The organism is Glutamicibacter sp., from assembly GCF_035257265.1.
Lineage (GTDB): Bacteria > Actinomycetota > Actinomycetes > Actinomycetales > Micrococcaceae > Glutamicibacter.
Window position 1 is genome coordinate 180,577 of sequence record NZ_DATEXC010000039.1, and the last position, 20,271, is coordinate 200,847.

At 60.0% G+C, this 20,271-nt stretch carries 20 protein-coding genes; 11 read left to right on the plus strand and 9 right to left on the minus strand.

Annotated features, from left to right (window positions below; all coding sequences use genetic code 11):
* Positions 1-53 precede the first annotated feature (53 nt).
* A complete protein-coding gene (locus tag VJ369_RS11775) occupies positions 54-1,547 on the minus strand; it encodes an aldehyde dehydrogenase family protein (protein WP_324092260.1) in 1,494 nt (497 codons plus the stop codon).
* 127 nt (positions 1,548-1,674) lie between these two features.
* A complete protein-coding gene (locus tag VJ369_RS11780) occupies positions 1,675-2,040 on the minus strand; it encodes a helix-turn-helix domain-containing protein (RefSeq protein WP_324092261.1) in 366 nt (121 codons plus the stop codon).
* 81 nt (positions 2,041-2,121) lie between these two features.
* Here VJ369_RS11780 and VJ369_RS11785 point away from each other — a divergent pair, with 81 nt between their 5' ends.
* From VJ369_RS11785 to VJ369_RS11805, 5 genes are all read left to right on the plus strand, one after another.
* Positions 2,122-2,730, plus strand: a complete 609-nt coding sequence (locus VJ369_RS11785) for an NAD(P)-dependent oxidoreductase (RefSeq protein ID WP_324092262.1) — start codon at positions 2,122-2,124, stop codon at positions 2,728-2,730.
* A gap of 138 nt (positions 2,731-2,868) precedes the next feature.
* A complete protein-coding gene (locus tag VJ369_RS11790) occupies positions 2,869-4,527 on the plus strand; it encodes an ABC transporter substrate-binding protein (RefSeq protein ID WP_324092263.1) in 1,659 nt (552 codons plus the stop codon).
* A 17-nt stretch (positions 4,528-4,544) separates the two neighbouring features.
* Positions 4,545-5,477, plus strand: a complete 933-nt coding sequence (locus tag VJ369_RS11795; RefSeq protein ID WP_324092264.1) for an ABC transporter permease — start codon at positions 4,545-4,547, stop codon at positions 5,475-5,477.
* Positions 5,474-6,271, plus strand: coding sequence for an ABC transporter permease (locus VJ369_RS11800; RefSeq protein WP_324092265.1), 798 nt, complete (start codon positions 5,474-5,476; stop codon positions 6,269-6,271). Before VJ369_RS11795 ends, VJ369_RS11800 begins: the two co-directional genes overlap by 4 nt.
* On the plus strand, positions 6,268-7,860 hold the full coding sequence (locus tag VJ369_RS11805; RefSeq protein WP_324092266.1) for an ABC transporter ATP-binding protein: 1,593 nt from the start codon (positions 6,268-6,270) through the stop codon (positions 7,858-7,860). Before VJ369_RS11800 ends, VJ369_RS11805 begins: the two co-directional genes overlap by 4 nt.
* A gap of 31 nt (positions 7,861-7,891) precedes the next feature.
* Here VJ369_RS11805 and VJ369_RS11810 read toward each other — a convergent pair whose 3' ends face one another.
* Together VJ369_RS11810 and VJ369_RS11815 are read right to left on the minus strand one after the other, a co-directional pair.
* Entirely contained in the window at positions 7,892-9,580 is a 1,689-nt protein-coding gene (locus VJ369_RS11810) for a long-chain-fatty-acid--CoA ligase (protein WP_324092267.1), read from the minus strand.
* Positions 9,581-9,685: 105 nt separating this feature from the next.
* Positions 9,686-10,606 carry an EamA family transporter gene (locus VJ369_RS11815; protein ID WP_324092268.1) on the minus strand — a complete coding sequence of 307 codons (921 nt, stop codon included), beginning with the start codon at positions 10,604-10,606 and terminating at the stop codon, positions 9,686-9,688.
* A 90-nt stretch (positions 10,607-10,696) separates the two neighbouring features.
* On the opposite strand from VJ369_RS11815, the gene VJ369_RS11820 reads away from it, so the two are divergent.
* From VJ369_RS11820 to VJ369_RS11830, 3 genes are all read left to right on the plus strand, one after another.
* A complete protein-coding gene (locus VJ369_RS11820) occupies positions 10,697-11,632 on the plus strand; it encodes a LysR family transcriptional regulator (protein WP_324092269.1) in 936 nt (311 codons plus the stop codon).
* A 34-nt stretch (positions 11,633-11,666) separates the two neighbouring features.
* Positions 11,667-13,115, plus strand: coding sequence for a nuclease-related domain-containing DEAD/DEAH box helicase (locus tag VJ369_RS11825; protein WP_324092270.1), 1,449 nt, complete (start codon positions 11,667-11,669; stop codon positions 13,113-13,115).
* A 63-nt stretch (positions 13,116-13,178) separates the two neighbouring features.
* Positions 13,179-13,370 (plus strand): hypothetical protein, encoded by a 192-nt coding sequence (locus VJ369_RS11830; protein WP_414652652.1) that lies wholly within the window; start codon positions 13,179-13,181, stop codon positions 13,368-13,370.
* 9 nt (positions 13,371-13,379) lie between these two features.
* On the opposite strand, the gene VJ369_RS11835 is transcribed toward VJ369_RS11830, so the two are convergent.
* Together VJ369_RS11835 and VJ369_RS11840 are read right to left on the minus strand one after the other, a co-directional pair.
* Positions 13,380-14,480 (minus strand): D-TA family PLP-dependent enzyme, encoded by a 1,101-nt coding sequence (locus tag VJ369_RS11835; protein WP_324092272.1) that lies wholly within the window; start codon positions 14,478-14,480, stop codon positions 13,380-13,382.
* A 69-nt stretch (positions 14,481-14,549) separates the two neighbouring features.
* Entirely contained in the window at positions 14,550-15,338 is a 789-nt protein-coding gene (locus VJ369_RS11840; protein WP_324092273.1) for an IclR family transcriptional regulator, read from the minus strand.
* 150 nt (positions 15,339-15,488) lie between these two features.
* On the opposite strand from VJ369_RS11840, the gene VJ369_RS11845 reads away from it, so the two are divergent.
* From VJ369_RS11845 to VJ369_RS11855, 3 genes are read left to right on the plus strand one after another with little or no spacing between them, the layout of a single operon-like run.
* Complete coding sequence (locus VJ369_RS11845; RefSeq protein ID WP_324092274.1) at positions 15,489-16,193, plus strand: CoA transferase subunit A; 705 nt, start codon at positions 15,489-15,491, stop codon at positions 16,191-16,193.
* Between the two features lie 2 nt (positions 16,194-16,195).
* Entirely contained in the window at positions 16,196-16,846 is a 651-nt protein-coding gene (locus tag VJ369_RS11850) for a 3-oxoacid CoA-transferase subunit B (protein ID WP_324092275.1), read from the plus strand.
* Entirely contained in the window at positions 16,843-18,012 is a 1,170-nt protein-coding gene (locus tag VJ369_RS11855; protein WP_324092276.1) for an acetyl-CoA C-acyltransferase, read from the plus strand. Before VJ369_RS11850 ends, VJ369_RS11855 begins: the two co-directional genes overlap by 4 nt.
* A gap of 75 nt (positions 18,013-18,087) precedes the next feature.
* Here the strand turns inward: VJ369_RS11855 and VJ369_RS11860 are convergent, their stop codons facing one another.
* From VJ369_RS11860 to VJ369_RS11870, 3 genes are read right to left on the minus strand one after another with little or no spacing between them, the layout of a single operon-like run.
* Complete coding sequence (locus VJ369_RS11860) at positions 18,088-18,648, minus strand: histidine phosphatase family protein (protein WP_324092277.1); 561 nt, start codon at positions 18,646-18,648, stop codon at positions 18,088-18,090.
* Positions 18,645-19,505: a metallophosphoesterase family protein gene (locus VJ369_RS11865; protein ID WP_324092278.1), complete on the minus strand. Its 861-nt coding sequence runs from the start codon at positions 19,503-19,505 to the stop codon at positions 18,645-18,647. The genes VJ369_RS11860 and VJ369_RS11865 overlap by 4 nt, the downstream gene beginning before the upstream one ends.
* Positions 19,502-20,164 carry a tyrosine-protein phosphatase gene (locus VJ369_RS11870; RefSeq protein ID WP_324092279.1) on the minus strand — a complete coding sequence of 221 codons (663 nt, stop codon included), beginning with the start codon at positions 20,162-20,164 and terminating at the stop codon, positions 19,502-19,504. The genes VJ369_RS11865 and VJ369_RS11870 overlap by 4 nt, the downstream gene beginning before the upstream one ends.
* Positions 20,165-20,271: the final 107 nt, after the last annotated feature.

Sequence of the window (20,271 nt, forward strand, 5' to 3'; positions counted from 1 at the left end):
GCTCTTGCGCATTTCGGGGTTGTTCGCTGTGCTCTAAGAACGCTTACCGCGGTCTAAAACGGGTACTGCTTATCCGTGGTCTGCACACCGATCCAATGGTCGGTGGTGAATTCCTCGATGGCCCATTCGCCGTTGAAGCGGCCCAGTCCGGAGTTCTTTTCTCCACCGAACATCACATGTGGTTCATCGTTGACGGTGATGTCATTAATATGGGTCATCCCTGCCTTGATCCCCCGGGCAAAGCGCACGCCCTTTTCAATGTCGGTGGTGAAGACCGCGCTGGATAATCCGAACTCGGTATCGTTAGCCAACGCAAGCGCGTGCTCCTCGTTATCTGCCTTAACGATGCCCACTACCGGACCGAAGATCTCTTCACGGAACAACTCCATTTCGCTGGTGACATCAGCAAACACGTGGGGTGGAATCACCCGGCCAACAATCTCTCCAGCCAGCACCTCGCGGGCGCCTTCACTTCGTGCCTGGTCGATCTTGCCGCGCACGCTGGCCACCTGCGAGTCGTTGATGATCGGTCCCACAACGTTTTCAGGGTTGGCCACATCGCCATATTTGATGGTGGCCGCGTGGGCCGCGAACTGCTCGACAAATTGGTCGTATACCGGGGCTTCGACAATTATTCGGTTAATCGCCATGCAGATCTGACCTTGGTGCAGGAACTTACCCATTGCCGCCGCGCGAACCGCTTGCTCCATATTTGCGTCGGCAAGCACCACAAACGGTGCGTTTCCGCCCAGCTCCAGTGCCACCCGCTTCATATGCTTACCGGAGACGGCCAGCTTTCCAACATTTTGCCCTACCGGGGTGGACCCGGTGAAGGAAATGAAGGACGGAGTCTTATGACCTACGAAGTGATCACCAATTTCCGAGCCAGAACCAATCACCACGCTGAACACACCGGCAGGGATTCCAGCAGCTTCGAACGCCTTAGCCAAAACCAGCGCACCGACCAGAGGCGTGTCACTGGCTGGCTTGAGCACTACCGCGTTGCCCAGCGCTAAAGCGGGGGCTACCGAACGCTGGGAGAGCAGCATCGGGAAGTTCCATGGGCTAATCACCCCGACTACACCTACCGGTTCGCGGTACACCCGGTTTTCCTTTCCAGCGCTGTTGGAAGGAAGGATCTGGCCGTGCACGCGCGTCGGATAGGTCGCGGCCTCACGGGTTGCGGCGATAGTTCCAGAAACTTCCACATTGGCCTTGAGCACCGAGGAACCAGACTCAGCCACGAGTAGCTCAACGAGGTCATCATAATTAGCTTGCAGGTAGTCGGCGGCCTTGTTCAGCACTGCTGCGCGTTTGGCAGGAATGAGCGCCGCCCACTCTCGCTGCGCTTCGGCAGCCTTCTCATAGGCTTCGTCGACGTCCTCGGTGGATGCCTGGCTAATTTCAGCAAGTACCGAATCATCAAATGGATTGCGGGTGACCAGCGTTGCGGCGCTACGTCCTTCGCTCCATTCTCCGGCAATAAAAAGCTGTGCCGGGAGTTGATCTAAGAACGCCGGTCGGTTGGATACTACTTGATCGGTCATGGACTATCCCTTCCCACGGTGAGGCGCTAGCCCCACTTCGAATCGAGCTCTTAGCCCCATTGTTCGCGGGAAGCCAGCGATCTTCAAGACTCTTATCGCACAGCGCAATTACCAGCAGCAGGTGAGCTTACATTTCGTCAAAAGCATCTCTCGCGGTGAGCACTTTGCCCGCATGCTTTTCGGCCCAGATGCGGATCGCGTCCATGGGTTCGAGCAGGCTACGGCCTAAATCTGTCAGTTCATAATCAACCCGGATGGGAACCTGCGCGGTTACCTGACGATCCACCAGGCCATCACGTTCCAAGGTCCGTAGTGTGCTGGTGAGCACCTTCGGGGTCACCGCGCCGATCTGTTGACGTAACCCGGAGAAACGAAGCGGCCCGTTAGCTAGGGTAAGCATCACTAAAGGGGTCCATTTATCTCCCAAACGTTGCATAATTTCACGTGAGGGGCAGTCCTGGATGAGTACGTTAAATGTCTCGTCACTATCCATCAGGTAACCTAGTTTCGTTGAAGTAGTCAGTATCCAAAGGATACTATAAATGCGTACGACACATCTAGCGAGAGGACCATCATGAAGATTGCAGTTTACGGAGCCACCGGAATGGTAGGCAGCCAGATCACCGCCGAAGCACTAAGCCGAGGGCACGAAGTTACCGCCGTGAGCAGCACCGGCAAAACCGTCGAAGGCACCACCGCGGTCACCGCGCAGCTGAACGACACCGCTGCCTACCGCGATCTGGGTAAAAACCACGACGTCGTAGTCATCTCCGTACCCCCATCGCGCACCGGCGGCGATCATCAGGAATACGTTGATGCCTTCGAGGAAATCACCGAAACCCTCATCCCTGCGCGTCTGCTCGTCATCGGCGGTGCCGGAGCCACCGAGGTTGACGGAGTACGCCTCTATGACACTCCCGGATTCCCTGAAGCCTACCTCGCCGAGGCAGTCACCAGCGGCAAGGTTTATGACATGCTCACCTCGGTCTCCGGGATCACCTGGACCATGGCCGCCCCGGCGCCGGTCATTGAGCCGGCCACCCGCACCGGCAACTACACTCTCGGCGCAAATTCACCTGCTGGCGACTTCGTATCTTCTCAGGACTTCGCCGTAGCCATCGTTGATGAGATCGAAACCCCGGTTCACGAGAACCGCCGCTTCACCGTCGCCAGCGAAAAGTAAGCAACTGACAGCCAGTCAGCCAAGTCCCGGGTTGTCTTCTAAATTCCGCGCTCTAAGGCACGGAATCGGGACTTTGGGTCTTGGTTGACTAAGGTTGTCTACGACATCACTCACTCGCTCAAAGGTATATCTGCGTTCATGCGACGAAATCAGCGCGCCACCCGCCTGTTCACCGGGGCACTAGCCCTTCCGTTGGCTGCAGCCCTCATTGCTGGCTGCTCCTCCACCAACGATCCAGCCGCTTCCAAAGACGCGGAACCCGTTGCCGGCGGGACCTTGGTTTACGCCTCGGGTGATGCCGAGCCAAGCTGCTTAGACCCGCACGTGGGTGGCAACTACCCGCAGGCGCTGGTCGCATCCCAGTTCATGGAATCGCTGTTCACCAAGGACGCAGAGGGGAAGATCATCCCCTGGCTGGCCGAAAAAACCGAGGTCTCCACCGATGGCCTGACCCGCACCATTACAGTGCGTGACGGGATCACCTTCCACGACGGAACCAAGCTCACCTCAGAGGCGATCAAAGCCAATATCGAGCACCTGCAGAATCCAAATACCGCTTCGTCCACCGGCTATCTAGCCGTGGGCAAGGTGGATCGGATCAAACTCGTCGACGAGCTCACCGCAGAACTTAAGCTTTCCGCGCCAGATAATGCATTGCTCGAATCGCTATCGATGCCATGGACCGCAATTCAGTCCCCCCAGGGACTGAAACGTGATCAGGCAGCAAACTGCGCCGCCCCTGCAGGCACCGGCCCTTTCAAGGTTGAATCCTGGGACCGCCAGCAAGCTGTCAATCTGGTGCGTTACGAAGATTATGTCTCCCCGGCAGCAGATGCCGAGCGAGCCAGCGCAACCTCCTATCTGGACGGCATCACCTGGCGCTTCATCCCTGAGGCCGCCAGCCGTTATGCAGCACTGCAGTCCGGCGAGGTTGACGTCATTGACAACCCGCAGCCAGACACCATCTCCACCGCCGCCGATAACGGGCTGGGCCACCTGGACGCGCCTCGCCCGGGCGCATCAAATCGTCTCGAGCTGAACAGCTCCAAGGCACCATTTGATGATGTGCGTGTGCGCGAGGCGTTCATGCACTCTGTCGATGTGAACTCCGGAATCAACTCGCTGTACTTCAACACCGCAAAGCGCAGCTACTCATTGCTCTCCAGCGTTGAACCACTGGGCATCTCGGATGAATCAAAGTTCACCACCGACGCCACGAAAGCCAACGAGCTGCTCGACGCTGCCGGCTGGACTCAGCGCGATTCCGAAGGTTACCGGGTTAAGGACGGCAAACGGCTGACTCTGAAGTTCCCGGTTTCCACCAACCAGTCGGTTCCTGCCGAGCAGTCATTGTTCGAACAGATGCAGGCCGCCGCTAAGCCGGTTGGTTTTGAGATCAAGATCGAGTTGCTGGACCTGTCCAGTTGGTACGGCGCACTGGCAAAGCACGAATATGACCTTGTTTCCGCTCCGTACACCAAGGTCGGCCCGAGCGTCCTGCGCATCTTGTTCCACTCCGATTCAACGGTTCCCGCACCCAGCGGTTACTTCGCCAATAATGCACAGGTGAAGGATCCTAAGCTCGATCGACTGCTGGTTGACGCGGAGCAGACCAACGACGAAACTGAGCGTGCCGAACTCTACAAGCAGGCTCAGCAGATCGTGCTGGACGGCTATTACGTAATGCCGCTCTATGATCAGCAGAACCACTTCCTGTATTCGAAGAACGTCCACGGCATGGGCCAGACCACCGCGGTCTCCTCCCCGATCTACTACAACGTATTCCTCGATAAATAAGCGGTAAACACCTCATCATGAAACTGCTCGCTTGGTTGGGTCGCAAGGTTGGCGGCGCGCTGGTGGTGCTGTGGCTGGTTGCCACCGCCATCTTCATCGGCGTACGCCTCATCCCCGGCGACCCAGCCGAAGCGATCATGGGTGGTCCAGGTTCACAGGCTTCGGCCGAAGCGCTGGCCAACGCCCGCTCCGAGTACGGTCTTGATCTGCCGATCGTCAGCCAATATTTTCTGTTCCTCGCCAAACTCATCCGCTTGGACTTCGGGACCTCTTACTCCTTCAAGGATCCGGTCCTGCAGATCATGGGCGAGGTTCTTCCGCCGACCATCAACCTGGCGTTAATGGCGCTGGCAGTGGCGTGGCTGTTGGCATTGCTCCTTGCGCTGCTAGCGATGCGCGCCAATAAATTCGGTCAGCTGTTGGGTAACGCGGTAGAGATTGTGGCAGCGGCGGTCCCGCATTTTTGGCTCGGCGCGGTACTCATCATGCTGTTCTCCTCGATGCTCGGCTGGCTTCCCGCCGTCGCCAACGGAACTGCCGCCGGACTGGTCTTGCCGGTACTCACCTTGGCGCTTCCGCTGGCCGGATTCCTCACCCAGCTGATGCGCGATTCGCTGAATACCGCGATGGGCAGCCAGTTTGCGCTGGCGGCCCGCGCCCGCGGCGAAAGCCGGCTGACGGTGTTCCGGCGTCACGGTTTGCGCCATGCAGCGCTGCCGGCTCTTGGGCTGACCGGTTGGGCTTTTTCTTCACTGCTTTCCGGTGCGGTAGTCGTCGAGGCGATTTTCGCTCGTCCGGGGTTGGGCCGGTCCTTGCTTTCCGCGGTGCTTGCCCGCGACATTCCCATGGTCACCGGCATCGCATTGTTCTCTGCACTTGTTTATATCGTGGTGATGGCGTTGACCGAGGCCATCGAGCGGCTCATCGACCCGGCGGGGGCAGAATCATGAGCCGCACCGCAAAAATTCTCAGCTTACTTTTCATTGCCTTCTGGGTACTCACGGCGTTTGTCCCCGCCCTTATTGCTCCGGCGGATCCGCTGGCGATCAATCCGTCCCAGGCTTTCCAAGCGCCCAGCGGAGCGCACATTTTTGGCACCGACGAGTCCGGCCGCGACGTATTCACCCGGGTGATCCACGGCGCCGGAGATTCGCTCTACATTGGTTTGGCCGCCACCGCACTGGGCATGGGTTTGGCATTGGTCTTAGGAACCGCGGCCGCTTTGGCTCCGCGCTGGCTCGACGAGGTGATCCTGCGGGTGCTCGAAGCTCTCTACTCGGTTCCTTCGTTGCTCATGGCGTTACTGATCATCGCCTTTACCGGGCCAGGAGTGGGCCCGGCGATTGTCGCGGTGGGCTTATCCACGGCGCCAGGTTACGCACGGCTGGTACGCAGCCAGATCCGCACCTTGAAAAACTCGGAAATGCTGGAGGCAGCTACCGTACTTGGCCGCGGCACCTGGCGCAAGGTCCGTAATCACCTCGTGCCCAACGCATTGCAGCCGTTGCTCGCACTGGTCACGCTGGGCATTGGCCAAGCGGTGATCTGGGCGGCGGCACTATCCTTCCTCGGCCTGGGCACTCCCCCACCGGCGCCCGAATGGGGTGCGATGCTCTCGGCAGGGCGCACCTACCTGCATCTTGCGTGGTGGCTCAGCTTCTTCCCTGGACTTGCCATCGTTGTTGTTGCCGCCGGTGCCACGCTGATTGGACGCGCCCTCGGCGGGAAGGTGAAAGCCATATGAATCCACTACTGGCAGTTGAGAACCTCTGCGTCAGTTTTGCCGGCCAACACGCCGTGGACGCCGTATCCTTCGAGCTCAACGCGGGCGAATGCCTAGCGCTGGTGGGCGAATCCGGTTCGGGAAAGTCGGTCACCGCGCGCAGCCTTTTGGGGCTGAGCGGCGGAAGAGTCAGCGCCGAAAAACTCGTGGTCTGCCAAGAAGATGCGCTGACATTGACCGAACCGGCATGGCAAAAAATCCGTGGCAGTTCGGTAGTCATGATTCTGCAAGACGCGCTGATGGCCTTGGACCCGCTGCGCCCGGTGGGACGCGAGATCGAAGATGTCCTGAAAGAGCACGGCACGCTGAACCGTGCAGCGCGCAGCACCAAGGTGCTTGAGGCTTTGGCCTCCGTGGATCTGCCGGATCCCGAGCGTCGCATGAAACAGCGCAGCACCCAGCTCTCCGGTGGCATGCGCCAGCGCGTCCTGATCGCCCAAGCTCTGATTGGCGACCCACAAATTGTCATCGCCGACGAGGCCACCACCGCGCTGGATTCTCGTCTCGCAGCCCTCGTACTTAAACAGTTAGCCGCGCTCAAGGATGAGGGCCGTGCGGTGTTGATGATCAGCCATGATCTCGCTCAAGTGGCCCAGCTGGCAGATCGCATCGCGGTGATGCGATCCGGAAAAATCGTCGAGTCCGGGACCACCGAACAGATTTTGAACCACCCGCAGCATGAATACACGCGCACCTTGTTGCGGGCCATTCCCTCTGGGGTGCCACGCTTTGCTCCCTTGAGCACCAAGGCCATAACAAGTGAACCCCGCCAGTTGCCGCCGACCGACCCTGATGCCACTCCCGCCTTGGTCGTAGAAAACCTGTCTAAGTCCTTCTCAAGGCACCCCGCCGTGATCGAGGCAGGCTTTGTGCTTCCCCGCGGTTCGACTCTAGGCCTGGTGGGAGAATCTGGCTCCGGAAAAACCACCACCGCACGGATGATCCTTGGATTAGAACGCCCCGATGCCGGCAGCGTCACCCTGCTCGGTGAGCGTTTCGCCCCGCACGGCGAAGCAGCCCGGCGCAACTTACGAGAGAATATTGGCGCCATCTATCAGAACCCACTGGGCTCTTTTGATCCGCGCTACTCGGTGGGCCAGATCCTCACCGATGCGTTATCAGCAGGTCGCAGCAAGCGCGGCTCAGGATACAAAGATCAGGTGGCCCGGCTACTGGAACAAGTGGAGTTGGATCCCGATTTAAGCGGGCGTAATCCTCGTGAACTCTCCGGTGGGCAACGCCAACGCCTGGCGATTGCCCGCGCGCTGGCACCGGAGCCCCAGGTACTCGTACTCGACGAACCCGTATCTGCCTTGGACGTTTCGATTCAGGCAACCGTTTTGGATCTGCTGGACCGTTTACAGCAAGAGACCGAAACCAGTTATCTGTTCATCAGCCATGACCTGTCAGTCATCGAGCATATGAGCGATTTGGTAGCCGTGATGTATCAGGGCCGAATCGTTGAGCAGGGCAGCACTGCGGAAGTCTTCGGCGATCCACAGCATGAATACACCCGGTCTCTACTGACAGCAATGCCGCGGCTGCGTTAGCAACCGCGGCACCACCAGCCGTAAATTCGATTTAGACTTTGTCGCTGAATTCTTCACGGACCTGCTTGCGCAAGATCTTGCCCAGCATGGAGCGTGGCATCTCTTCGATAGCGACGATGCGCTTTGGCACCTTATAAGCCGCCAATTGACCGCGACAGTGCTCGCGCAGTGCCGCCTCATCCAAGGTTGCCCCCTCGTCGAGTTGAACCGCTGCCACCACCATTTCACCCCCGCGTTCCAGCGCCTTGCCGAAGACCGCAGCGTCCGAAACATCTGCGTGTTGACGCAGTGCATTTTCAACTTCAGTAGGTGAGACGTTAAACCCGCCGGTGATAATCAGTTCCTTGGCTCGGTCCACGATCTGAGTGAAGCCATCTTCGTCCACGGTGACCACATCCCCGGTGTGCAGCCAACCGTCTTCGGTCAGAGTTTTTGCGGTCTCTTCCGGGTTGTTCCAGTAGCCCGCAAACACCTGCGGTCCCTTGATCAGTAATTCGCCTGGTTCACCCTGAGCAACTTCTCGGCTCGGATCATCCACGTCGACTACCTTCATCAGGGTCGAGGGGAAAGGTACTCCAATGGTCCCGTTACGCCGCGAAGGATGGAATGGGTTGCCCAAGGCCACCGGTGAGGACTCGGTCATCCCGTAGCCTTCCACCAACAAGCCGCCGGACATCGATTCCCACAGTTCCACCACGTGATCTGGCAGGTTCATCGCCCCGGAGATGCAGTACTTCGCCGAACGCAACGAAATACCCTGTTCCTTGGCTGCCATCGCGGTGCGTTCATAAATGGGCGGAACCGCACAGTACACGGTGGCCGGGGACTTCTTCCAGGCATCCAAGATCAGCTGCGGATCAAACTTCGGGAAGAGCACCAGTAGTCCTTGCTTCTTGATCCCGAAAGTCAGATACAAGGTCATCCCAAAAGCGTGGAACATCGGCAGGATCGCGTAGAGAATTTCCTTGCGCTGCTGCGCACCTTCCATCCATGCTTCACCCTGCAATGCGTTGGAATACAAGTTGAAGTGCGTGAGCATCGCACCCTTTGGACGGCCCGTGGTACCCGAGGTGTACTGAATAACCGCAAGGTCTTCCACAGCTGGGAATGGATGCTCGGCGTCCAAGCTTCCGGAGGCCAACAGCTGCTTCCAGGCCATGGTGCCGGTGGTAGCGGCGGTCAATGATTTTCTGGTTTCACGCAGTTTTTTCAGTGGAAGATTCAGCGCCATACGCTTGACCGCAGGGAACGCTTCGAGCAGGTTCACCGCAATGATCGTATCGATCTGCACGTCGCCGGGGAACTTCTGCACGCTGGAGACTACCTTGTCCCAGGCGATGACCACGCGTGCTTGGTGGTCTTCAAACTGGTGGCGAAGTTCGCGAGAGGTGTAGAGCGGATTGTGCTCCACCACGACCGCTCCCAGACGCAGCACCGCGTAAAACGCGACCACGTGCTGTGGGCAGTTCGGCAGGATCAGCGCCACCCGGTCTCCGGCTTTCACGCCGAGTTTGCGCAGCCCCTCGGCTGCTTGCAAAACTTGTTCGCCAAGCTGCGCGTAGCTGACCTGGCGGCCGAAGAATTCGGTAGCCGGACTCGGACCGGCTTCGCGCACGGAACGTTCGAACATATGGCTCAGCGATTGTGTGGGAAGCTCAATCTGTGCAGGAACGCCTGGCTGATAGTTGGCTACCCAGGCCGGTGCGGCAGTATTATCCATGAATCTAATCATGCCCGATACCGGTGGTTTCGGGTTACACGACGAGGCGGATTTCGGCCGAATTTTCGCCACTGCGGGACCAGAAACCTTAGACCAGGAGGGTGACTAGCTGCGTCTTGCAGGCTCTTCGGTTCGGTTTCCGGCCGAAGCTGCAAGCGCGAGGGCCCCGGGATCAATGAGCCGCTGGCCGGTACGGGTGGCTCCGATGCCTGCCGCAATAACCAGCGCGATGCCCACCATGGCGGCGGGGCGTGGCACCTGCTGCAGGAGGAGCAGACCAACGGTCATCGCGATGGCAGGTTCCAAACACATCAGTGTGCCAAAGGACGCTGTGGTCAGCCTGCGCAGCGCGAAAATTTCCAAGCTGAAGGGAATCACCGGCAGCAGCAGGGCCAAGCCCACGCCGATGGCAAGCGTCTGCAGGTCGATGGCTCGCAGCATGGCAGGTCCCACCATGAATGTTGCGGCGATCGCTGCTACCGGCATCGAGACAGCCAACGCGCCAACTCCGTCAACAGCATCTCCAGCACGTTGGGTCAGCAGTACATAGACTGCCCAGCAGACCGCTCCACCCAAGGCATAGAGCACACCGCCCAGATCCACCGCACCATACCAAGGTTCGGTCAGCCCCAGCACTCCGAGCGCCGCGATCACCGCCCACCACCGAGCCGAACCACGCCCCTGAATCACCGCCACCGCCAACGGACCCATAAATTCCAAGGCACTTGCGGTACCCAGCGGGATGCTTTCCACCGCCTTCATGAAACTCACCGTCATGCCTGCGGTGGCTAGACCCAGTAGCGCGCAGATGAGCAGCGTTTCGCGCGTGAACGTCAGCCTCCAAGGCCGGGCAATGATCACCAGAATCACCGCAGCCCAAGCCAACCGCAGCCAGGCTACGGCCCCGGAACCGATGTTGTCGGCCAGCACAATAGAGGCCGTCAACCCCAGCTGGACGCAGCTCATCGAGCCAAAGGCCATCAGCGATCCAATCGAGGCGGAGCTGGGTGCTGATGCGGACTTCATGTTCATGCCTTCCAGTAGAACGCACACTTCTCGTTCACGTCCACGCGAGAATCCGCAACATATCATTCAAGATTAATGGACAATAGGCCTATGGAAACCCGTCGCCTGCAATATCTCTACGAACTGCACCGCACCGGCTCGATGCGCGCCGTAGCAGACATCCTAGGCGCCACCACCTCCACGGTCTCCCAGCAAATCGCCCAGCTCACCCGCGAAGTCGGCACCACCCTGATCGAACCCGATGGACGCGGGGTGCGATTGACTCCGGCAGGTCGCAGGTTTGCGGAGCATGCACGCATCATCCTGAGCGCCGTGGACGCCGCACGCCTCGACCTCGATACGGGCGCCGAACCATCGGGAACTGTGCGGGTGGCAGGATTTGCCACCACGATCCGGCGGTCCCTGATGCCGATCATCGATGACCTCGCTACACATCACCCCCAGGTGAATATCGTGGTGCTCGAACATGAACCGGCCGAGGCCCTGAACAAACTCGCCGCCGATGACATCGACCTGGCGCTGACCTACGACTACAACTTGGCTCCGGCGCAGGTGGCCTCGGACGTCGAAACTCTCAAGCTCTGGAGCACCGAGTGGGGTTTGGGTGTTCGAAGCGCACACGCTAGCCTGCTCAAATCCCAGAGCGGCCAACCGGATGCCAGCACCCTTTTCTCGGCCTTCGCGCAGCATGACTGGATTGGCAACTCGCGTAATATCGCCGACGAATCGGTGTTGCGACTTATTTCTTCCATGGCAGGCTTCGAGCCAACCATGCGCCATCAGTCAGACAGTCTTGATCTGGTCGAAGATCTCATCCTCGCCGGTCTTGGCGTGGGGCTGCTGCCTCGGGACCGCGCCCCACGTGCGGGCCTGAGCATCCTGCCGTTAGCCAATCCAAAGCTAGAATTGCGCGCCTTCGCCCGAACCCGCAAGGGCCGCAGCAGCTGGCCCGCCTTGGCATTAATACTGCAACGGCTGCGCGAATCTGACTTGGTCCCCGGCACAGATTCGCGCTTTCCCACATAGACTCCGAGTAAGCGCAACGTATCGAGGGGGATCAATGCTCCGCTGCATTCCGCAGGAACCTGAATTTTCAGATGGCCAGTCTGCCGAAAAGGCCGTATGGGAACAGCTGTGCCGCTCCTTGCCCGATGAAGCGGTGATCGCCCACTCGGTAGCGATCCGCCACGGCGCCGTGGAGCACGAGATCGACCTGCTGATCTTGTGGCCCGGAGTCGGACTGGCAGCCATCGAGGTCAAGGGCGGGCTGGTCGGCGTGGAAAACGGTGCCTGGTACCAGTCTGATTCCAAAGGCCGGCACCCTCTGAAAGACCCTATGGCCCAGGTGCAAAGCGCCGCCCATGCGTTTAAGAAGTGGATCACGCAGCAAACCGGCACACCCTTGAACAGCCGCTTTGCCCACGTGGTCTGCCTGCCCTACACGGAAGTTCCGGCCACTTGGACGAAGGCCGGCCTTCCCCGGGATCTGCTCATGGATCACAACGATCTGAAGCACAGTGCAAACTACCTGCACCGTGCAATTCAAGAGCAAGGTGGTGGCTATTCGGCCCTGGCGCAATCCTTCACGGACCGCATCTGCCGGCACCTGGCCGCCGATTTTGCGCCCGAACATCTGCAAACCTCCGAAGCGCTGGAAAATGAAGATCTTCAAGAGCACCTCACCGCACGCCAAGCGATCCTGCTCGGCGCTACGCGTGCGCTGCCCCGGGTCAAATTCATCGGTGGAGCCGGTAGCGGCAAAACCTGGATGGCAGTGGAAAAGGCCAAGCAGCTGTCCAAGGACAACGAACGCGTAGGACTGTTCTGCTACAACAAGGGCCTGGGCCACTACCTGAAAAAGCAGGTTACCAGCTGGCGCCAGAACAAGCCCGTGCACGTCGGAGAATTCCACGAGTACGCGCGCAGCCTCGGCGTTCCCGACGGCACCGGACAAGATTATTTCGATGTCCAGATGCCGCGGCTGCTGCGCGATCTGGCCCGTGAAATACCCCAGGAGGACAAGCTCGACGCGATCATTGTCGATGAGGCCCAGGATTTTGCCCCCGAGTGGTGGGAAGCGTTGTTGGCCTGCACCAAGGATCCCCTGCAGGGCAAGATCTATGCCTTCATGGATGTGCGGCAAAATGTGTACCGCCGCTGGAACGGCGAGGATCTGGGGGCAAGTTTCGGCGCCGCGGCGCAGTTGGTCCCCATTCATGTGGACGACAACCTGCGCAATACCCGGCGCATTGCGCAGACCTTCAAAAATCTCGCTGGCGAGAAGGTCAAACCCCGTGGCGGGCAGGGAGTGCCGGTGCGTTTTGTTTCCTGTTCCACACAAGAGGCGGTAGACCTCGCCTCGGACTGCGTGGATCCGCTGATCGCGGAGGGCTGGGCGAACAATCAGATCGCCCTGCTCACCACGAATCGACGCCACCCCATCCATCAGGAGCACTACGACCTTCGAACCATCGACTCAGCCTACTGGCCAGCATTCCACGCCAACTAAGAGGAATTCTACGGGCACGTCTTGGGTTTCAAAGGACTAGAACGATCGGTGGTGGTGCTGTGCGTGAACGGTTTTAAGGACATGTCCCGCGCGGTGGAGCAGCTTTACGTAGGTCTCTCCCGCGCCCGGAGCCTCCTGGTAATCGTCGGCGACAAGGAGCTGATCGACGAAGCCTGCGGCACCGAGCTGCAGGGGGCACTGTCCTCGGCCACGCATTGGTCACCCAGCGCCGTTGCGGATCAGCTGGCCCGGTAGCACCGCGGCCTAGAAGTTCAACCCGCGAGCTGCCACATCCCAGCGTTCGATCATCTTGCCGCCGCGCACCACGCAGACCTGGTCCACCAGATTCACCGCCACGCACACGTGGTTGGGAATGACCCGCAGCTGGTCTCCATAGGCCGGAAGCGGTTGGCCTTCGGGCCAGAGCACGGTCGCGTGGTGTTCCGAGAGAGCACTGATTTGCGCCTCCGGGTTTTCCAGAATCCGGCCAAAGCCGGTCGCCCAACCCGGGCGGTCCGAGCCGAGGATCTTGCTTCCCGCGTCCACAACGATGCGCCGGGGGTTCTGGGCATCGCCCTCGTGGCGGCTGATCACCGTGGTGGCCACACTCAGTGCGATGTCCTCCCACCGGCAGCGTCCCAGCTCAAATTGCTGCGCGTCGCCGAAAACGTACACTCCCGGGCGCACCTCGGTCAGCAGGCTGTTGTCCGCCAGTTCCGCTGTGGGAGTTGATCCTCCACTGATGCGTTTGAGTTCAAAGCCGTCCTCGCGCAATAACGCGGCCGCCTCGCCGAGAGCCTGTTGTTCCTGGTCAGTGGCTTCCTGGGGTTTGCCCGGGGCGTAGCTGTGGCCTGGGAAGGTGAAGATTCCGATGACGTTTAGTCCAGCCTCCCGGGCGGCTCGCGCGACATCGAGCACCTCGGCCGGCTGCACACCGCTGCGATGGTGTCCGCTGTCGATCTCGATCATCAGCCCAAGCTGGTCTTTTTTATCTGCGAGCTGACGGGCAAGCTGTTGAACCGCGGCAATTGAATCGGTACCGAGGGAAAGTTTGACGTAGCTAAGTAGTTCGCGGATCCGCTTGGCTTGAGCATCGGAAATCCACAGCGGGTAAGCCACGAATAGGTCCCCCACGCCATGCAGTGCAAAAGTTAGCGCCTCACCGATAGTGGCAACGGTCAGCCCCACTGCTCCGGCCTCCAGCTGACGCCCGGCGATCTCGTGCATCTTATGCGTCTTGGCGTGTGGGCGGAGCGCCAACTCCTTGCCGGCGACATTCTTGGCTACCCGATCGATATTCCGGTCTAAAATATCAAGATCTATCAAGATCTGCGGAGTCAGTAATCCCTGTGGGAGCCCAGTCATTAACGCCAACTTTCTCAACACCTGCCGATGATTCATCTTGTACGTTACCTGCCCCGCGGGCGGCGACGGCTATCGCTTAGCTGACAGCGCAGATCCGCGTAACTTCATCGAAAGTTCGTGGGCGTGATGCAGCAGTAATTTCCCTAAGGCTTCTTGGCGGGAGGGTTCGAAGCGCGATTCGATCCCGGTTAAACTCAAAGCCCAGGCAGGCTGCCCGGAAGCGTCAAAAACCGCGGCGCCAATGCCCCAGCTGCCCTCGACGATCAGCCCGGGATTCAACGAATACCCCAACGTGCGAGTCTGATCGATCTTGCTTCGCACCTGCTCGGCACCGTGCGCCTGACCATATTCGGCGACCAAATTACTGGATTCGAGGTACCGCTCCATCGCCTCTTCAGGCAGGAAAGCCAAGATGGCGATGCCCGCCGAGGCTACCCCTAACGGGAATCGTCGCCCTTCATAGAGCACAAAGGAACGGATCGGGAAGGCACCATCTTGACGCAATAGGCAGACCGTTTCGTCGCCACGGCGGGCGGAAAGAAATGCGCTCTCTCCGGTTTCTTCGGCGAGCGCCGCGACGTGTAAGCGAGCCAATTCGCTGATGTCGTAGCGTTCTGCGGCTACCGCGCCCATCAAATACAGTTCCGGCCCCAGCAGCCAGCGTCCAGCCTGGTGGTCATGATCGCAGAATCCCTCGGCGGTCAGCGCCGAGAGTAGTCGGTGCACGGTAGGCCTGGCTAATCCGGTATGCCGGGCTACCTGCGTGGTGGTGATCCCTTGGGGCATCGAGGTACTGACCGTTCGCAATACCGCAGCCAAGCGTCCGACCACTTGGGCGCCGGCAGGAGTTTTACTCATATCCACATTATGAACGATTTACGGATAGTTCATCACCTATCGAGCAATATTGAGCAGTTCGCGCAGAACTATTGAGCTATCCACTTGGAGTTACTACGGTCATAGTTAATCAACACTCAAATCCATATTGTGGACGGATGGGGTACGAAGATGTCAACGAAGTATCGTCAGGACGCCGCGCAGGCACTCGCCGCGGTGGTCAAAGATGGAATGATCATTGCCGTAGGCGGCTTTGGGCTCAGCGGCATTCCCAACCGGCTGATCACCGCGCTACGCGACTCCGGCGCCAAAAACCTGACCATTGTTTCCAACAATATGGGCGTCGATGGCAAGGGCTTAGGCGTCCTGCTGGAAAACAAACAGGTGGCCAAGGTACTCGCCTCCTATGTGGGGGAAAACAAACTTTTCGCCCAACAGTTCCTCAACGGCGACCTTGAGGTCGAATTTGTACCGCAGGGCACGCTGGCCGAACGACTTCGTGCAGGCGGCGTGGGAGTACCGGCCTTCTACACTCCGACCGGGGTGGGCACCCCCATCGCCGAGGGCAAAGAGGTGATGGAATTCGACGGCAAGCCAGCTATCTTAGAGCGCGGCATCGTCGCAGACATCGCCCTGGTGCGTGCGCACCAAGCCGATAGCGAAGGCAATCTGCGCTACCGGATGACCTCGAAGAACTTCAACCCGCTGGTAGCCATGTCCGGCAAGCACACCTTCGCGGAGGCCGAGGAAATCGTTGACGGTTACCTTGACCCGTCCTTGGTGGAAACCCCCGGAATTTTCGTGAATACCCTCGTGGATACCGACGACGTCAAAGACATCGAACAGCGCACCGTCCGCCCGAAGCAGGAGGCCTAACCATGTGGACCAGAGATCAAATGGCCGCCCTGGCCGCCAGCGAGCTTACCGACGGACAGTATGTGAACCTCGGCATCGGCATCCCTACTTTGGTGGCGAATAATCTGCCAGAAGGCGTCTCGGTGAAGCTGCAAAGCGAAAACGGGCTACTGGGCATGGGCCCCTTCCCCTTCGAAGGCGAGGAAGACGCGGATCTGATCAATGCCGGCAAGCAGACCGTCACCATCCTGCCCGGCGGCAGCTTCTTCGACTCGGCCACCTCCTTCGGCATGATCCGCGGCGGCCATGTGCAAACCGCGATCTTAGGAGCCCTGCAGGTAGCCGCCAACGGCGACCTGGCCAACTGGACCATCCCGGGCAAGCTGGTCAAGGGCATGGGCGGCGCCATGGATCTGGTGGCTGGCACCCCTCGGGTTATCGTGCTCACCGACCACGTGGCCAAGGACGGAAGCTCCAAGATCGTCGAGTCCTGCGATCTTCCGCTGACCGGTGCGGGGGTTGTGGACCGCATCATTACCGACCGCGCGGTTTTTGACATCGTTAATGCCACACTGGTGTTGCGTCAGGTCGCACCGGGGGAAACCCCCCAAAGCATCAGGAACATTACCTCAGCGAAATTCACCGTCGAACTCCAGGAGGACCTCACCCCATGAACGTCAAAATTGTAGGTTACGCACGCACCCCCTTCATGAAATTTAATGGCGCCCTCGCGGCCATCCCCGCCACCGAGCTGGGAGCCCACGCCGCCAGGGCCGCGCTGGAGCGTGCCGGAGTTGCCCCGTCCGAGGTGCAGCGCGTTTTTGCCGGCCAGGTGCTCCAGGCCGGCGCCGGGCAGAACCCTGCACGCCAGACCTCCATCGGTGCGGGCATCGGGTTGGATGTTCCGGCAATCACGCTCAACGCGGTCTGCCTCTCCGGCGCCGAGGCGGTGGTGGCAGCCGAACGTTTAATCGCATCCGGCGAGGTTGACGTGGTCTTGGCGGTTGGCCAGGAATCGATGTCTTTGGCCCCGCATGTGCAACGTGCCCGCGCTGGCACCAAATACGGTGCCATTGAAATGATCGACACCCTGGAGTACGACGGACTCACCGACGCCCACGAGAAGCGCTCCATGGGTGTCTCCACCGAGGAACATAACGCCACCTTAAAGCTCGACCGCGAGTCTCAGGACACCGTCGCGGCGCACTCGCACCAGCGCGCTGGGGCATCAGAAGAATTTTTCGCCGGCGAAATCGCACCGTTCACCATCACCACCCGCAAGGGCGAGACCGTGCACAGCACCGATGATGGAATCCGCCCGCAGACCACCGTTGAGTCCCTTGGCGGTTTGCGGGCCGCCTTCGCCAAGGAAGGCACGGTCACCGCGGGCAACTCCTCGCAGATCACCGATGGCGCGGCAGCTGTGGTGCTCGCTTCGGATGCGGCGATCAAGCGCCTAGGACTAAGCCCCATGGCCGAGATCTTGTCCCACGCATTTGTTGCCGGACCGGACCGCACCTTGCACGATCAGCCATCCAACGCGATCAACACCGCGCTGGCCAAGGCCGAGGCAAAGGCCGCGGACCTGCAGGTTGTCGAGATCAATGAGGCCTTCGCGGCCGTCGCCGTGCAGTCCACCGCCACCTTGGGCATCAACCCCGATATCGTCAACCCGCACGGCGGGGCGATCGCGCTGGGCCACCCGATCGGAGCTTCCGGTGCCCGCATTATCGGCACCCTAGCCCGTCAGCTCCAGGAGCTCGGCTCCGGATCACTAGGTGCGGTAGGCATCTGTGGTGGCGGCGGCCAGGGCACCGCGGTAGTGCTGCGTTCGCTCTAATCACCCACGACTGGTCTCGTTGACGCACAAGACCCCACATTGAAGTTCAACGTGGGGTCTTTGCCGTTTATTGTCTTAGTGCCACAGCGGCTCGCGAGCCACATGATCAGTCAGAAGCTGAGTTTCCACTCGCAGTACCTGACCATTAGGCACCCACTCATGACGAGCACCATGCAAAGCGCTGAGCACCGAACGGATCAACGAGCCGTGGCTGACCACCACCACACGCTGGCCCGGGTGCTGCACACTGATCTTGAACAACACGTTGATGGCGCGTTCCACCAGATGTTCTTCGCTCTCGCCTAAGTCCATGAGGCGTCGCACGTTCTCCTCACTCAATCCGGTGACGACGGTGCCCTCCGCGTCGCCGTAATCGCGCTCCATCAGTTCCGGAAATTCTTGCACGCGCGGAGCTCCGAGCAGATCCGCGATGATCTGCGCGGATTGGCGGGCACGGAAAAGCGGGGAAGAAACCACCACATCCCAGGGACCGGTTCCGGCAAGTTCCAGCGCCGCTGTGGCTGCCTGTCGACGCCCAGTCTCATTCATCGGTAGGTCACTGCGCCCTTGCAAGCGTCCTGCCCGGTTTGATTCGGTTTCTCCGTGCCTCACGAAGACGATTTCTGCTGCATTCATGGTGTTCTACCTTTCGAATGCGCCGGAATTCTGGCGCGTGTTGCGTTTTTAGTGGTGCTTGCCTGCTGGTTTTTGGGTTTACGCGATCCGTGGCGCACCGGGATCGGGGTGCTGCTCATCGAGTGCGAATCGATCTGGAGCAGCGAGAACCATGAGCCCTCCGGCCCGCTGAGAATCTGCTGCGGTGCGTAGACGTCGGTGTTGTACGAGGTCGCCGGTGCCATATAAACGTTGGTGCCCTTGAGCTGTCCCACGCCAGCCTGGTGAAAATGCCCGCAGAGGATTCCGCGCACATCGCTGCCGCTAAGTACCAGCGCGAGATCCTCGGGATTCGCTAGCCCGCGTCCGATCATTTGCTCATTCAGGGAATCCACCGGCGGGTGGTGCAAGGCAATGAGCGAACCACGCGGCGCCGGGACCCGAAGCAGGCCTGAGAGCCACTGCAGCTGATCCATATCCAGCCGCCCCTGGGATTCGCGATACCCGCCGCTATCCAACCCGATGATGCGAAGCCCGTTGATCTCGTGGACGGTGTTTGCGATGCGTGGTCCGGTCGAGAGCCGGTAAACGTTGAACGCTTCGTTGATTGAATCTTGCGGGTCGTGGTTGCCAGGCACGGTAATGATCGGGCAGCCAAGCTTGTCCTGGAACTTGGCGAAAAGTTTGGCCGCCCGGCCGTGGATCGGTGCCCCGCGGTCAGCAATATCCCCGGTCACCACCACCACGTCGGGATTAAAATACTTGGCCGAATGCAGCGCGGCGCGCAATCGTGCCCATGCGTCGATAGTGCCGTGCAGCAGTTTCCCTTCGGCGCACAGGTGGGGGTCGCTGAGCTGCACCACATTAAGCTTTTTCATGAGCTGGCCGCCAGCGGCCACACTGTGCTGGCTCTGGCATCTGCGCCTAGCTCCAGCAACCGATGAAGTTCGGCCCCGGTCAACCCCTTGCTCAGCAGGTAGCCGGTCACCGAGCCATAACTTTCAACCAGCCAATTCAGGGTGTCATTCATGGTGGCCGCGATTTGGCCGGGCAGGCCATAGCCCGGTTCACGAACCGCCGACGCGAAGTCGGCGATGATCAGCTCACGCGCAACTCCCATCGCTTCGAGCAGCAGCGCGATCACCAGCCCGGTGCGCTTTCCACCGGTCTGGCAGACCACCGCGGTGTTTCCGTCCGTCGGCTGTCCGATAACCCGAAGGGCCGCGATCAGCCGCGCCCCACGGCCATCGAGCAACAAGCGCTGGTTCTCACTCAGCGTCCGATCGCCAGGGTTTTGCCCGCAATAAAGCGGGATGCCCCGGTAGCGTAACCCGGGAATGTCCCCCAGTGGTTCGCGTGAAATTTCGTTTAGTTCACGCAGATCGATCAGCGTGGTTATTCCCCGCAGGCGCAACTGCCCGGCGTACGCAGCGTCCGTGGTTCGTGGGGCCACACCCCGGTAGATGGTTTTTGCTCCGAACCCCGGAACCGGGCGCAGGCTCGTGAGTTCGGCAGTTGCGACCTGTAGTGGTGACATCATGCTCCCCTTGCCTCGATTCCTTCCGCAATGCTTTCCCACCATTGCACCGCAGCGGGTTGGACGGCAGATGAACGATGAGCCACCGTGTCATGAACCTGCTGAGA